Here is a 15,013-nt window from a genome sequence, read left to right as displayed (position 1 = left end):
GAACGATCATCTTAACGACCACTATCGTGCGGCGCTCCGCGTCGCATGCCGTTCTGGACACTCCGCGTCCTCTTTGACGACGCAGAGCGTCGCGAACTGTTTGAGCGTGCGCAACGATGCTTCTCAGTCAGGCATGCCCTTTCTGGGCCTTTGCGCGCATTTTGGCGCACATGACGGTCATCTCGTCGTACATCGCCTGAGGCCGTTGGCGCTTCATGTCCCAGGCCAGGCGGCCTTCTTCGTGGGGCAGAATCATGAATTCGCCTTCGGCTACCTGCTTGAAGATGTAGTCGGCGATGTCTGTAGCGGTGATCGGGGATTTTTCCAGCAGCCTGCCGATCTGCGCTTTCATCGCCGGAGTGGGGCCGCGAAACGAATCAAGCAGGTTGGTCTGAAAGAACGAAGGACAGACCACGTGCACGCCAACATCCTGATCGCGCAGCTCAACCAGCAGGCTCTCGGAAAGCGCCACCACGCCCGCTTTGGCAACGTTGTAATTGCTCATGGCCGGGGCCTGCATCAGTGCGGCCATTGAGGCGATGTTGATGATCTTGCCCTTGCTCGCCTGCAACATCGGCAAGAACGCCTTGCAGCCTTTGACCACACCCATCAGGTTGATTGCGATCTGCCAGTCCCAGTCTTCCAGCGACAGCTCGTTGAAGAAACCACCCGACGCCACGCCTGCATTGTTGACGATGATGTCCATGCCGCCGAAGCGCTCTTCGCACGTCTGAGCGAATGCGGTGAGCTGGCTGTAATCACGAACGTCGCAGCGCTGAACAAAACCGTCACCGCCCGCCTCGCGTACCAGGACCAGAGTTTCCTGCAAACCGGCATCATTGATATCCGACAATGCCAGCCGCCATCCTTCGCGCGCCCAGCGCAGTGCCATTTCACGGCCCAGACCAGAGCCGGCGCCAGTAATCATGATGCGGTTTTGCATAACCGAGTGCCTTGTGAGGTGCCGAAGTTGCCTGAGTGTAATCACAGCCAAGGCCCGACAAACCCACCATCAAGGCGCTGAATGCCTGGAGCAAACCCGCAGCCTCATGAGCGCCGCGCGCGGGACACGTAATGCGCCAGCAGCCTGCCGTACACCGCCACATTGACCAGCACAACAATGCCGCCCAGCCAGAGTTGCACGCCAGGCGTCAGCCCTGCCGGGTAAATCAGCGGGATCAGGTAATGCTCGACGAAGCCCCCGTCATAACCCTGCTCACCCGCTTTACTGCGCAGGGCATTTTCCAGCGGTGTCAGTGGGCAATAGAGGTGCAGAAACTCGACTGCCGTTCCCCAGATGATGGCCGGGACGTGCAGCATGGCCAGCCAGGGCCTTCTCAATACCAGCAGCCCGCCAAACAGAACGAACACAATGAACAGGAGGTGAAATGCCACTACCGCATCTGCCGCTATTCGATAAAACATCGGCATGCCCTCAGCCGTGACAGAACTCGGGAGGTCTGGCCCCCGTACAACTAAGCGAGAGCTTACACGCCCTTAAGTTCAATGATTTTTAAGACTATTTCACGTCGTTACTTGCTCATAAGACCGGGTTATTGTCGGACAAAAACGCATCAAACCCATGATTTTAATGATTTTTTGAAGATGTAAGAAAATGTTGAAAATAACCCGAACCTTTCCCGAATACGCGCAGTCGGATGTTTCAAGCAGGCAAATAGAGCGCCCTTCGGGGCAAACGATTTAACTGCATTCGTTCGTTAACTGGAATTCAAAGAGGGAACTCATCATGGGCATCGGCACTATTCTTATCATCGTTCTGATTCTGCTGCTGGTCGGCGGTCTTCCGGTATTCCCGCACTCGCGCAGTTGGGGCTACGGTCCGTCGGGCATCATCGGTACGATCCTGGTGATCCTGCTGATTCTGGTGTTGCTCGGCAAGATATGACCCGCTGCTTCAAGCAGTGAGTAGTAACGAAAACCCCGCTTTCTCAAGCGGGGTTTTTTATGGCCCTAAAAAAACCATTGCCCATGAAAAAGCAGCCCGCGGGGGCTGCTTCGTTCATTGCACGTGCTACTTAGTGAGAAACCGCACCGCTGGCACCCAGCCCCGTCTGCGACCGGACGAACTGCGGGTAGAACAAGGCGCGTTCGCCCTCTGCCGCTTTCGACTTGTCGGTGATGGAGAAGAACCAGATACCCACGAATGCGATGGCGATGGAGAACAGCGCCGGGTATTCGTAAGGGAAGATGGCTTTAGGGTTGTGCAGGATCTGCACCCAGATGGTAGGACCGAGCACCATCAGCACCACAGCGCTGATCAGGCCCATCCAGCCACCAATCATGGCGCCGCGAGTGGTCAGGTTTTTCCAGTACATGGAAAGCAGCAGTACCGGAAAGTTGCAGCTTGCCGCGACGGAGAACGCCAGGCCCACCATGAACGCGATGTTCTGACTTTCGAAGGCAATACCCAACAGGATCGCCACGACAGCCAGTGCAATAGTGGTCATTTTCGAGATGCGGATTTCGTCTTTCTCGTTGGCTTTGCCCGCCTTGATCACACTGGCATACAGGTCATGGGAGACCGCCGACGCACCGGCCAGCGTCAGACCGGCAACCACCGCCAGGATGGTCGCGAAGGCTACTGCAGAGATGAAGCCCAGGAACAGACTGCCACCGACTGCATCGGCCAGGTGAATCGCCGCCATGTTGTTACCGCCCAGCAAGGCACCCGCTGCATCCTTGAACGCCGGGTTGGTGCTGACCAGCAGGATCGCGCCAAAACCGATGATGAAGGTCAGGATGTAGAAGTAGCCGATAAAACCGGTGGCGTAGAGCACCGATTTACGGGCTTCCTTGGCATCACTCACGGTGAAGAAGCGCATCAGAATGTGCGGCAGACCCGCCGTACCGAACATCAGCGCCAGACCCAGCGAGAACGCCGAGATCGGGTCTTTTACCAGCCCGCCCGGGCTCATGATCGCTTCACCTTTAGGGTGAACCTTGATCGCCTCGGAGAACAGCATGTTGAAGTCGAAGTTAACGTGTTTCATGACCATCAGCGCCATGAACGAGGCACCGGACAGCAGCATCACCGCTTTGATGATCTGTACCCAGGTGGTCGCCAGCATGCCGCCGAACAGCACGTAAAGGCACATCAGAATACCGACCAGCACCACTGCAACGGTGTAGTCCAGACCAAACAGCAACTGGATCAGCTTGCCAGCACCGACCATTTGCGCAATCAGATAAAACGCCACTACCACCAGCGAACCGCAGGCAGACAGTGTGCGAATCTCTTTTTGCTTGAGGCGGTATGAAGCTACATCGGCAAAGGTGTATTTACCCAGGTTACGCAGGCGCTCGGCGATCAGGAACAGAATGATCGGCCAACCCACCAGGAAGCCGATCGAGTAGATCAGGCCGTCGTAGCCAGAGGTGTAGACCAGTGCGGAAATACCCAGAAAAGAGGCTGCCGACATGTAGTCACCGGCAATCGCCAGACCATTCTGAAAGCCGGTGATCTTGCCACCCGCCGAGTAGTAGTCCGATGCGGTCTTGTTCTTCTTCGAGGCCCAGTAGGTGATGCACAGCGTAAAGGCGACGAAGATCACGAACATGACGATCGCAGCGACGTTCAGGGGTTGTTTCTGTACTGCGCCAGTCAATGCATCTGCCGCCCAGAGGGTCGGCGCGAATGCGGCCAGGCCAAGTGCTGCTGATAGGCGCCGGATCATTGCTGAGCCTCCTTAAGGATGGCGTTGTTCAAGTCATCAAATTCGCCATTGGCACGGCGAACATAGATGGCGGTCAACACAAACGCAGAAAGGATCAGCCCTACGCCTATCGGCATTCCCCAGGTAATGGTTGAAGTCGGGCTCAACTTGGCACCCAGAATATGGGGCCCGTAAGCAATCAAAAGAATAAAGGCCGCATACAGGCCAAGCATGATCGCCGAGAGAATCCAGGCGAAACGCTCTCTTTTGGATACCAGCTCCTTGAAACGGGGGCTGTTTTGAATCGAGAGGTAAATGCTGTCGTTCATTGTTTTTGTCCTCGCAGCACAGATGAGATGTCACGTAACGCACTTTAGTCGGGTCCGGCGCGCACTCCAGACGACCTTAGTATTAGAACGACATTAGCCGCAGATGCATGGCTCTGCACAGCGCAAACGCACCGCCAGTCCGTCGCTTGAGAAAATACCCTGATGGCGAAACGTAAAAGGCCGTCTGGCGATAACACCAGACGGCCTCGGGAGAGTGTTGAAAGCCTCTTTGCAGAGCGCTCCTGGGCTATTTAGCGGTCCATGCAGCGACCCGGTCCGGGTGCTTGGCCACCCAGTCTTTTGCGGCAGCTTCGGGCTTGGCACCGTCCTGAATAGCCAGCATCACTTCACCGATTTCATCCTTGGACGCCCACTGAAATTTTTTCAGGAAGGCGACGACTTCCGGCGCTTTTTTCTCAAGCGTCAGGCTGGCGACGTTATCGACGGTTTCAGCAGCGCCATAGACGCCTTTAGGATCGTCGAGGAAACGCAGTTTCCACTTGGCGAACATCCAGTGCGGCACCCAGCCCGTCACCACGATGGCCTTTTGCGCCTTCTCGGCGCGGGTCAGCTCGGCAATCATGCCTGCACCGGAACTGGCCTGCAGTTTGTAGCCATCCAGGCCGTAATCCTTGATGGCCTGATCGGTCTTGAGCATCACACCCGAGCCCGCATCGATCCCGGTGATCTTCTTGTTGAAGGAGGCGTCCGTTTTCAGGTCTTCGATGCTTTTGGCTTTTACATATTCGGGCACGATCAGGCCGATCTTCGCGTCCTTGAAGTTGGGGCCGTAATTGACGACCTGGTCCTTGTGCTTGGTGTAGTACTCACCGTGAGTGACCGGAAGCCAGGCAGACAGCATCAGGTCCAGCTTGTCGGTCGCCACTGCCTGCCACATGATCCCGGCCGCGACTGACTGCAGTTTGACGTCGTAGCCCAGCTTCTGCTTGATCACCTCAGAGGCCACGAAGGTCGTTGCCACGCTGTCGGACCAACCTTCTACATAGCCGATGGTCAGGGTTTTGGTTTCAGCAATCGCTAGCGTGGAGCTGACCGCAAGTACCAGAGCGGCACCCGCCCCCAGTATTTTTCGCATCATCATTATCGCTTCCCCGGAAGTCTGCACCGACGGTTGTCGGGCTTCGTCAACGTTGTTTTCAAGCGCACACCCACGCTTGGCTCTCGTCGTCATACACACGTTTGCTTGTGATTCTGGCTGAAGGCCGTGGGAGAGCTTGTTCGCGAAGGCTGTATCTCAGACGATGCATTTTCAGAGACTGTACCGGCCCTTTCGCGAACAAGTTCGCTCCCACGCCCTGCGGGCAGAAGCCCTCCCGGGCTCTCCGGGGCTGATGTATAACGCTGAGCGCCCAGTTTCGGGGCACGCTGCGCTTTGATCGCCGCCACGCGCAGTGACACGCAGCAAATTGCCACCGTCATCATCGACCTGCCGGGCAAGCAGACATGCTCTGGCTACGACACTCGTACAACGGGAAACGACAACATGCAGTCATCAGCGACAAGCGCTGCTGAAAAACGTCTGAGCCTGCTCGTTTTATAAAAGGAAACAAGATGTGTTACCGCCGACTCACATCCACCGGCCCGAACGGGTAACACGGGAACAGTTTTTCCAGCGCAGCCCACTCACCTCGTTCCGCAGCACAGCTAAACCATTGTTTTAAAAGGTTTTGAAAAAGTTGGCACAGCTTCTGCTATCTCTCTTGCACAACAAAAACAAGAAACGACGCAGCAAACCAATAAAAACAAGACGTAACGGCTCTGACATAACAAGAACAAAACGGACAGAGGCGCAGCTAACAGATTTTTTTGGAGTGGATCAGCTTTACAGGGACCTTTCGGTGAAAGGCCTCGCGACCGGACAGAGAACAATAAAACTACCGTCAGGTAGCTCCAGAACCGGTGGGATCAGGCTGTTGTGCAGACAGATGATTAAAGCGAGTCAGCGCTCAAAAAAATACGTTTGCTCTTGACCCTGATTGGGGGTCGCACAAGAACGCTGTAAAGGGACTGGTCGCCAACAACAAGAACAGGCCGCCCTATAACAATAAAAAGAGCAGGTAAAACACATTGGAGGAGAGCCACGGCTCTCCTTTGTGCTTTGCGCCTTGTGAAAACCTGCCCCAGAAACCCGGCAATGTTGCTGGATGTAGTGGTGTTGAGCCCTGCCCGCATGGTCAAAGTGGCCAATCTGCGCCGCATGCGAAAAAATAAACCGCAGATCTGCGTTGAAAAATCCCCGAAACGTGTATTGTTCCGTCATATTTACACGGTTACCCGGTGGATGCGGCACTTTGGCACTACACCTTGGTCATAGCCTGCGTATCTCATCAGCACTTCTTTCCCAAGGGATTTAGTCATGCTCCGTTTTCTGCGCTTCGCTACCGTTATAGGTGGCTTGTGTTTAAGTGCGTCCGCTCTGGCGACCAACGTCGACCCCGCCACCTATGGCTACCCGCTGACTAATCCGTTTGAAGCGACCATTGCCAGTACGCCGCCCGATCTGCGCCCCGACCTGCCTGACGATGAAGACATCGATCAGGACGTCTACGCGCTTAATCTGCACCCTGAACGCGAGTTCACGCTGCCCGACAACTTCTGGGCCGTAAAAAAACTGCACTACCGCCTGGCCAAACAGGATCATGCCGCACCGCTGATCTTTCTGATCGCTGGCACCGGCGCGCCTTATAACAGCACCATCAACGAATTCCTGAAGAAGCTGTATTACGGCGCGGGCTATCACGTTGTGCAGCTGTCTTCGCCGACCAGCTATGACTTCATGAGCTCGGCCTCGCGCTTTGCGACCCCCGGTGTTTCCACCGAAGACGCAGAAGACCTTTACCGTGTGATGCAGGCCATCCGTGCCCAGCAAGCGCAGTTGCCGGTCACCGACTATTACCTCACCGGTTATAGCCTCGGGGCATTGAACGCTGCGTTCGTCAGCAAGCTGGATGAAACGCGACGCAGCTTCAACTTCAAGAAGGTGTTGCTGCTCAACCCGCCGGTCAACCTCTACACCTCGATCAGCAACCTCGACAAACTGGTTCAGACCAACGTCAAGGGCATCAACAACACCACCACGTTCTATGAACTGGTGCTGGCCAAGCTGACGCGCTACTTCAGGCAAAAAGGCTACATCGACCTCAATGACGCACTGCTGTTCGACTTCCAGCAGTCCAAACAGCACCTGACCAACGAACAGATGGCCATGCTGATCGGCACATCGTTCCGCTTCTCGTCGGCCGACATCGCGTTCACCTCGGACCTGATCAACCGTCGTGGTCTGATCATTCCGCCGAAATTCCCGATTTCCGAAGGCACCAGCCTGACGCCGTTCCTCAAGCGCGCCCTGCAATGCGACTTCGATTGCTACCTGACCGAACAGGTCATTCCGATGTGGCGTGCACGCACTGACGGTGGCAGCCTGCTGCAACTGGTGGATCAGGTCAGCCTGTATGCACTCAAGGATTATCTGCACAGCAACACCAAGATCGCCGTCATGCACAACGCGGACGACGTGATCCTGGGCGCAGGTGATCTGGGCTTTCTGCGCAAGACATTTGGTGATCGTCTGACCGTTTATCCTTACGGCGGGCATTGCGGCAACCTTAACTACCGCGTCAACACCGACGCCATGCTGGAGTTTTTCCGTGGCTAAACGTCTTTTACTCCTTGCCGCACTGATGTGTGCCGGCACGGTCCAGGCCGCTGACGCGGATACCGGCAACAAGGCTCAGCACCCGGCCACCGTGGCGCGCCAGACCGATGCGGACGGCTTCACTCAGCCGTTGAAGTCGCTGCAGTTCAACCCCGGGCTGGACCAGCGTGAATTCGAGCGCGCCTCGATCAACGCACTGGAAGTCTACGATCCGCTGGAATCGTGGAATCGCCGGGTCTATCACTTCAACTATCGCTTTGACGAGTGGGTGTTCCTGCCTGTCGTGGATGGCTACCGCTACGTCACGCCCGGCTTCGTGCGCAGCGGCGTGAGCAACTTTTTCAGCAATCTGGGCGACGTCTCCAATCTGGTGAACAGCCTGCTGCTGTTCAAGGGCGAGCGTTCACTGGACACCACTGGCCGTCTGTTGCTCAACACCACGATCGGTATCGCCGGCCTCTGGGACCCGGCGACCATGATGGGCCTGCCACGCCAGAGCGAAGACTTCGGTCAGACACTGGGCTTCTATGGCGTGCCTGCCGGCCCTTATCTGGTGTTGCCGCTGTTCGGCCCGTCGAACCTGCGTGACACCGGCGGTATGCTGTTCGACTACACCGCAGAAACGCAGATCAACTTCCTCAACGTCGCTGAAGTCAGCAGCGATCACCCGGAAATCACCCTGCTGCGTGCAATCGATCGTCGTTACGTCACCAGCTTCCGTTATGGCCAGCTGAACTCGCCGTTCGAATACGAGAAGGTGCGCTACGTTTATACCGAGTCGCGCAAGTTGCAGATCGCCGAATAAGCGCAGACGCAATAAAAAAACGGCCAACCGAGCGATCGGGCTGGCCGTTTTTCATGGGCACTTTTATCTGCCCGGCGACTCACATGCGTCAGGCATAAATGCTTCGATCCCTTAACAGATAAAAAGGAATTTCCATGCGGTCTTTCGGTTTCAAGACAATAGCGGTGTGTGTCGCGCTGGCTGCCAGCCAGGTTGCAATCAATGTACAGGCGGCCACCAAGGCTGAAGCTGTTGCGCCTGCAGCGGCACCCGCGCCTGCGGCGCAAAAAGTCTCGCTGTTGGGCGGCAAACTGGCGTTCACCGTGCCTGCGGGCTATGTGCAGGGCGAAATACCGGAAGTTGACGCGAAGGCAAAAGCTCAGGGCATATACGGTATGACTTACACCAACAAGGCCGAAAAGCGCGTGATCATTGTCGCTGAGACGCCTATCCCGATGGGTATTGAGGCCAGCGATAACGACGACCTCGTATTGAGTGGCATGGCCACTGGCACGCTTGCCCAACAGCGCACCAGCTACAAGGATTTCAAAAAGCTGAACGAGCGGACTGTCCTCAAGAAAAACGGGCTTGGCGTGCGCCAAGTCGATACCTCAGCCACGATGAGCGACATGAAAGTGCTGAGCACTACTATTTTTGCCGCCTCCGGCACACGGGCGGTGACACTCAATCTGCTGTCCAGAGTGGAGAATCCCAAAGAGCACGCGGCATTGGTGAAAACAGTCATCGGTCAGTGATCCGAGACGCAGCCTGCTAACCCGATTCAATCCACCCGTAACACGCCAGACAACCGCTCAACCAGCGCCTGCACCTTGGGCAATGACTCGCGGTTGCGCGGCCAGGCAAGGTGCAGGGCCAGGCCTTCGGTGGCGAGCTGTGGAAGAATCTCCACCAGTTCGCCACGCTGCAACTGATCCTTGATCAACCAGGTCGCCAGTTGGGCAATGCCCCATGCCGACGTCACGGCGGCGACCTGGGCCTCACCATTGCCGATCACCAGCCGGGCCTCGACCGCGCGCGCCTCCTGCTGACCCTGTTCATCGACAAACAGCCACGGGCTGGTGCTGCCATCGCCTCGGCCAAACAGAATACAGGCGTGACGGCCAAGGTCCTCGAACGTCGTCGGCGTGCCATGCCGTTGCAGATAAGCCGGTGCCGCGCAGAAGATCACCCGTTCAGTGCCCAGGTAACGGTGCGCCACGCCTGCTGGCCAGATGAGCGGACCGCCGATGCGCACGGCGAGATCGATGCCCTCCTCGATAATATCGACGAACCGGTCGGTGAACGTCACCCGCGGACGCAATTTGTGATGCTGCCCGGCAAAGTCGAGAATCAATGGCAATACATGCAGACGGCCAAACGTGGCAGGCAGGTCGATGCGCAACTGCCCGGCAGGCTCGGAGCGCTGTGCGGCGAGCGCGGTCTCAGCGGCCTCAAGTTCGGCCAGCATGCGCGTGCACACAGCGTGATAAGCCGCGCCCTCCTCGGTCAGCGCCAGGCTGCGCGTGGTGCGCTCGAACAGGCGCATGCCCAGGCGGCTCTCCAGACGCGAAACACTTTTGCTGACCGCTGAATTGGTCAGGCTGAGACGTTCGGCGGCTGCGGTAAAACTGCCTGCGTTGGCAACGGCGACGAAGGTTTCGATGCCTTTCAAACGATCGGTAGACAGCACCTTGAATTCCCATTGATGAATCTGATTCCATAATGTACGGAATATTTGCCAAAGATAGGAATCGATTTCTGCAATAAGCTGGCGGACATATTTTTTAACAGGTTTGTATCATGCCGTCTCTGGAAACTGCCGCTTCTGGCACCAAGAGCGAAAGCTCGACCGGTGCTGGTTTGTCCATCGCGATTCTGGCGCTGGCCGGCTTCGTGATTGTCACCACTGAATTTCTCATCATCGGGCTGTTGCCATCACTGGCCCGCGATCTGGGAATCTCCATCTCCACGGCCGGCTTGCTGGTCACACTCTTCGCCTTCACGGTGATGCTGTTCGGCCCGCCGCTGACCGCCATGCTTTCGCACCTGGACCGCAAGCGCACGTTTATCGTCATCCTGCTGATCTTCGCGGCATCCAATGCGCTGGCAGCGGTGTCGAGCAATGTCTGGATACTCGCACTGGCGCGATTCATCCCGGCGCTCGCATTGCCCGTGTTCTGGGGCACCGCCAGCGAAACCGCAAGCTTGCTGGCCGGGCCCAAGCGCGCCGGCAAAGCCGTGGCGCAGGTGTACCTAGGCATCTCCGCCGCAATGCTGTTTGGCATCCCGTTGGGCACCTTGTTTGCCGACGCGGTGGGCTGGCGCGGTGCGTTCTGGGCGCTGACCGTACTGTCCGCACTGATGGCCCTGCTACTGGCGCTGTCGATGCCCCGCCTGGAACCTACCGCCAGGGTCGGCCTCGCCGAGCAAGCGAAAATCCTGCGTGACCCGCTGTTTCTGGCTAACCTGCTGTTGTCCATCCTGCTCTTCACGGCGATGTTTGGTGCTTACACCTACCTGGCCGATACGCTGGAACGCATCGCCGGTATCGAGTCGGCTCAGACAGGCTGGTGGCTGATGGGCTTCGGTGCGGTCGGCCTGATCGGCAACGCACTGGGTGGTCGTTACGTAGATCGCAGCCCGCTGGGTTCGACCATGGTCTTCGCGCTGCTGCTGGCGCTGGGCATGACGGCAAGCGTACCGGCAGCAGGTTCGCTGCCACTGCTGGCGGTGGTGCTCGTGGTATGGGGCATTGCCCATACGGCGTTGTTCCCGATCTGTCAGATCCGGGTGATGAAAGCCGCACCTCAGGCTCAGGCACTGGCCGGCACCTTGAACGTGTCGGCGGCCAATGCCGGAATCGGGCTGGGGTCGATTATCGGCGGCCTCACCATCGAGCATCTGGGCCTGAACTCAGTGGGGTATGTCGCCGCCATCGTGGCATTGCTGGCTATCGCCGTCGCATGGATGACCAGAGTTCAGCAAGGTCGGATTGAGAAACACAACGTCTGCGCGTGACGTTTCCCCACCCCTCTGAATGTTCCGAACAGTATGTCTGTCAACACGCAGACACACTGTTCGGTTATTCCGCCTGAATTTCCCTGTAAGTATAGTCATATTTTTGAACAGCGTTCCAGGCTCGTTCTGTCAGTTAATTGACTTTGAAACAGCCATCCCTCTGCAATATGTAGCTATTTGACATCCCCCAGCAAAATATTCTTCCCATGGCTCTGATGAACGCTCAAACTCAAGCCTTTCGGTCAAGTGACGGCGTTTTCTGACCGCTTCAGAATAGTCATGTCTGGTGAGAAACCATGAGCACACATCACCATAGGGGGCTGGCGTTCGCAAAGCGAATTTACGCCCCGAGAGCACTGGGTGTCAGTGTTGGTTTCATCACTGTCGCTGTGTCCCTGTATTACATGAATGCCGCGCACTGGCTTTGGTCACTGGCGCTGCTCAATTCATTGATATGGCCCCACATTGCTTACCAGATTGCAAAGAAGTCACCCCAACCCTACCTGGCCGAATGGCGCAACATACTGTTCGATTCGCTGATGGGCGGATTCTGGATTGGCGCAATGGGGTTCAGTGCCGTTCCAAGCGTCACCGTGATCGCCATGATGACCATGCACAACATGGCGGCTGCAGGCCCGCGCCTTATGCTGCAGGGCTTTGGCGCCCAGGCACTGGGTGTGCTGATCTCGCTGGCGGTGCTCAACCCCGTCGTCAACCTGAACGGCAACATGACGCAGATCTATGCCTGCCTGCCCGTTCTGGTGATCTACCCCATCTTCATTGGCTGGATGAACCATCAAGTCACGCTCAAGCTCTGGGAACATCGCAACATCCTGCGCAAGCTCAGCCGCACCGACAGCCTGACCGGCCTGCTCAATCATGGCGCGTGGAAGGACCTGCTTGATCTTGAGTTCGCCAAGAGCCAGAGCCAGAGCCAGAACCAGAACCAGAACCAGAACCAGCACCAGCACCAGCACCAGCATCAGCATCAGGAATGCGTGATTGCGCTGATCGATATTGATCACTTCAAGATCATCAACGACACCTACGGCCACCTCATGGGCGATACGGTGCTGCAGAACATCAGTGAAGCGCTGATCGAAAACCTGCGCGATTCCGACCTGATCGGACGCTGTGGCGGCGATGAGTTCTGCGTAATTCTGCCCGGCACCAGTCTGCTCCAGGCACGGGAGATTCTGGAACGCATGCGTCTGGCGATCGACGAACTGACCTACTCGCTGCATCGCGACCTCAAGGCCAGCCTCAGCGTAGGCATCGCCGCCTACTCGCCTGACCTGCCCGACGCCTCATCATGGCTGCATGAAGCCGACAAGGCCCTGTACCTCGCCAAAAGCACCGGCCGCAACCGCGTGGTCAGCGCCGAAGATGCGCCCCCGGAAAGCCAGATCGCAAGCGCCGGCATCTGATCGGTCAACGCTTGTTCTTGAACAGCACATCGAACAGGGACGAAAAGTTTTCTACACCCATCGCCTTCATGAACGACCTGCGCATGTCATCGCGCAGGCTTTCCAGGGTGACTTCTTTTGGCTTTGTGGTTTTTTGGGGCGCAGGGGTGGTTTCTTGAGTGTCATCGTTGTCGGGTTTGCGCTTTTCCCCGGAACGAGTCTGTATGAAGTTGTTTTTTATATAGGTGTAGCTGGAGAAGTCGCCGCTCAGTGGCCATTGTTTATCGTCGCCTTTGACAGAAAAGCGGTTGATCACCTGCTCCAGAAACTCAAAGTCAGGGTGAGACAAAGCGCTGTAGTCCTTGTCGGTGATGTAACCAATAAATTTTTGATCAAGCGGTGTGGTCTTCAAGGCTTCGCTCTTCAGGATTCGTTCGGCCGTTGCGGCGTCTCTGTCGGTAAAACGCTGATAGATCGTATAGCCCTCACCATCACGGACGTTCCCTTGATTGGCCCGTGCACATATTCTGCCATCGTCATTTTCCCGGTAGCGAGCCAGGCTCAATCCCAGCGCATCAACATAAGTCAGGTCAGCGCCTTGATCTTGAGCCCACTCATAAACGTTACCCAGAAAGCGCCTGTCGTCCCGATTCAAAAAAGCGATGTCCAGAAGATTCCTTCCGCACAGGTTCTTCCCAAGCATCGGCGCAGCGCGATGGCTGTCGGTAATGTTGAACAACCTTTGCCGCAGAAGCGCTTCGCCACTGATAGACACTGTTGAGCCGCGATCGATTGGCTTTCCTGGCATGAAGGGTGGCGCGCTCTGCTCGCTCAATGAAGCACAACGTTCGTCAGGGCGTTGCAGGATGACAGGGAAGCCGGAACTTATGACTCTCATATTAATCCCTCACAATTGAAGCCCCTGACAGAAATCTGCCAAGGGCTGATCATCAGTGGCTCAAATAAAAAGTGACGGTATTAGCCCCCAATGGCCGATTGACCGGAGCACCGCGGGGTGCCTTATGCCTGATAAAGACAGTAGATGCGAAGTTAAACCCCAGGCTATTAAAGCTTTCTGTTTCGCCGGACGTTCCAGGCTGAACAGTCAGGCAATTGGTATTATTGACACCGTCCAATTGATAACAGACGTCGACAACCTCCTCGTCAGCCTTTGGAAATGAGGTTAGGTCCCAAGAGACCTTTCTAAGTCGAGAGTTCGTTGCTGCACCGTACGGGTAGTCAGAAAACCGTAATCGGTGCAAATTTACCGAGGCCGGTGAAGGCATCAGCATAATGTTCGGCACTTTCGTGGTGGTGACCGAAAAGTCTGCTGCACTAACGGTCACCGACCAGAACACAAGCATGAAAGGTACTATTTTTTTCATTATATTTACCCCACAATCTTATTTAATTTCAATACTAAAGCTTCACAAAAGCTTATTTTATGGCCATCGCTTAAAAATTATTTTTACAACACATTAGTGACTGAGGACTATAAAGCCCCTCCCAATAAATAAAAAAAACAAGAAATCGCATAAAAAGACAAGACATTGATTAAAACGAAAACGACTGAACTTATGATGAAATAGCCAGTACTGAGAATAATAGATTTAACGCTTATCCTTGAACAATACATCAAACAGGGACGAGAAATTCTCCACGCCCATCGCTTTCATGAACGACTTGCGCATGTCATCGCGCAGGCTTTCCAGGGTGATTTCTTTTGGCTTTGTGGTTTTCTGGGGCGGGGGGGTGGTTTCGCGAATATCGCCTTCGCCAAGGGTGTACTTTTCCTTCGACAGGGTTCTTGTGTAGTCACCTTTCTGACTTTTATACACGGCGAAATCAGGCCCCAGTTGTTGGCTCTTGTCTCCCGTCGTTGAAAACTGATTGACGACCTTCTCCATGAATTCAAAGTGGTTGTGACCGAGAGCGCCGAAATCTTTGTCCGTGATGAAACGAACGAAGCCCTGATCCAACCGTGTGCTTTTCAAAGCGTCCCCATTAATAATACGCTTAGCCGTCTCCGCATTTTTATCGGCGGTTTCAGAGGCTGAGTGCAACACCCGGCTATTGAGTTAGGGATGGACTCTCATGATGCTTGGACATCATTATCGCAAAGATCG

At 55.8% G+C, this 15,013-nt stretch carries 13 protein-coding genes and 1 pseudogene; 6 read left to right on the top strand and 8 right to left on the bottom strand.

What is annotated here, in order from left to right; translation table 11 throughout:
* Positions 1–127 precede the first annotated feature (127 nt).
* Positions 128–943, bottom strand: coding sequence for an SDR family oxidoreductase (locus DW49_RS0121145; RefSeq protein WP_005616274.1), 816 nt, complete (start codon positions 941–943; stop codon positions 128–130).
* A 104-nt stretch (positions 944–1,047) separates the two neighbouring features.
* Positions 1,048–1,425 (bottom strand): DUF2784 domain-containing protein, encoded by a 378-nt coding sequence (locus DW49_RS0121140; protein WP_024420502.1) that lies wholly within the window; start codon positions 1,423–1,425, stop codon positions 1,048–1,050.
* Between the two features lie 322 nt (positions 1,426–1,747).
* On the opposite strand from DW49_RS0121140, the gene DW49_RS01000000128695 reads away from it, so the two are divergent.
* Complete coding sequence (locus DW49_RS01000000128695) at positions 1,748–1,906, top strand: DUF3309 family protein (protein ID WP_002552554.1); 159 nt, start codon at positions 1,748–1,750, stop codon at positions 1,904–1,906.
* A 130-nt stretch (positions 1,907–2,036) separates the two neighbouring features.
* Here DW49_RS01000000128695 and DW49_RS0121130 read toward each other — a convergent pair whose 3' ends face one another.
* The 3 genes from DW49_RS0121130 to DW49_RS0121120 all read right to left on the bottom strand — a co-directional run bounded on the left by DW49_RS0121130 (position 2,037) and on the right by DW49_RS0121120 (position 5,105).
* The gene (locus DW49_RS0121130; RefSeq protein ID WP_005616269.1) at positions 2,037–3,695 is read right to left on the bottom strand and encodes a cation acetate symporter; all 1,659 of its coding nucleotides are present in this window, start codon (positions 3,693–3,695) and stop codon (positions 2,037–2,039) included.
* Entirely contained in the window at positions 3,692–4,003 is a 312-nt protein-coding gene (locus DW49_RS0121125; RefSeq protein WP_002552552.1) for a DUF485 domain-containing protein, read from the bottom strand. The genes DW49_RS0121130 and DW49_RS0121125 overlap by 4 nt, the downstream gene beginning before the upstream one ends.
* 247 nt (positions 4,004–4,250) lie before the next feature.
* Positions 4,251–5,105, bottom strand: a complete 855-nt coding sequence (locus DW49_RS0121120) for a glycine betaine ABC transporter substrate-binding protein (protein WP_005616255.1) — start codon at positions 5,103–5,105, stop codon at positions 4,251–4,253.
* A gap of 1,275 nt (positions 5,106–6,380) precedes the next feature.
* Between DW49_RS0121120 and DW49_RS0121115 the strand changes: the two genes are divergently transcribed.
* The 3 genes from DW49_RS0121115 to DW49_RS0121105 all read left to right on the top strand — a co-directional run bounded on the left by DW49_RS0121115 (position 6,381) and on the right by DW49_RS0121105 (position 9,218).
* The gene (locus tag DW49_RS0121115) at positions 6,381–7,679 is read left to right on the top strand and encodes a hypothetical protein (protein ID WP_005616253.1); all 1,299 of its coding nucleotides are present in this window, start codon (positions 6,381–6,383) and stop codon (positions 7,677–7,679) included.
* A complete protein-coding gene (locus tag DW49_RS0121110; protein ID WP_005616251.1) occupies positions 7,672–8,484 on the top strand; it encodes an MlaA family lipoprotein in 813 nt (270 codons plus the stop codon). The genes DW49_RS0121115 and DW49_RS0121110 overlap by 8 nt, the downstream gene beginning before the upstream one ends.
* A gap of 134 nt (positions 8,485–8,618) precedes the next feature.
* On the top strand, positions 8,619–9,218 hold the full coding sequence (locus tag DW49_RS0121105; protein WP_005616249.1) for a DcrB/PsbP domain-containing protein: 600 nt from the start codon (positions 8,619–8,621) through the stop codon (positions 9,216–9,218).
* A 26-nt stretch (positions 9,219–9,244) separates the two neighbouring features.
* Here DW49_RS0121105 and DW49_RS0121100 read toward each other — a convergent pair whose 3' ends face one another.
* The gene (locus DW49_RS0121100; RefSeq protein WP_005616247.1) at positions 9,245–10,153 is read right to left on the bottom strand and encodes a LysR family transcriptional regulator; all 909 of its coding nucleotides are present in this window, start codon (positions 10,151–10,153) and stop codon (positions 9,245–9,247) included.
* A gap of 110 nt (positions 10,154–10,263) precedes the next feature.
* Here DW49_RS0121100 and DW49_RS0121095 point away from each other — a divergent pair, with 110 nt between their 5' ends.
* The gene (locus DW49_RS0121095) at positions 10,264–11,481 is read left to right on the top strand and encodes an MFS transporter (protein ID WP_005616245.1); all 1,218 of its coding nucleotides are present in this window, start codon (positions 10,264–10,266) and stop codon (positions 11,479–11,481) included.
* A 296-nt stretch (positions 11,482–11,777) separates the two neighbouring features.
* Complete coding sequence (locus DW49_RS0121090) at positions 11,778–12,908, top strand: diguanylate cyclase (protein WP_005616243.1); 1,131 nt, start codon at positions 11,778–11,780, stop codon at positions 12,906–12,908.
* 4 nt (positions 12,909–12,912) lie between these two features.
* Here DW49_RS0121090 and DW49_RS0121085 read toward each other — a convergent pair whose 3' ends face one another.
* Both DW49_RS0121085 and DW49_RS0121080 read right to left on the bottom strand, forming a co-directional pair.
* Positions 12,913–13,785, bottom strand: coding sequence for a hypothetical protein (locus DW49_RS0121085; RefSeq protein WP_024420361.1), 873 nt, complete (start codon positions 13,783–13,785; stop codon positions 12,913–12,915).
* Between the two features lie 712 nt (positions 13,786–14,497).
* Positions 14,498–14,926 (bottom strand): annotated as a pseudogene (locus tag DW49_RS0121080) (hypothetical protein); the annotation flags it as partial.
* Positions 14,927–15,013 lie beyond the last annotated feature (87 nt).

This window comes from Pseudomonas avellanae BPIC 631 (assembly GCF_000444135.1).
GTDB classification, from domain to species: domain Bacteria; phylum Pseudomonadota; class Gammaproteobacteria; order Pseudomonadales; family Pseudomonadaceae; genus Aquipseudomonas; species Aquipseudomonas avellanae.
This window is presented reverse-complemented; position numbering and strand designations above follow the sequence as displayed.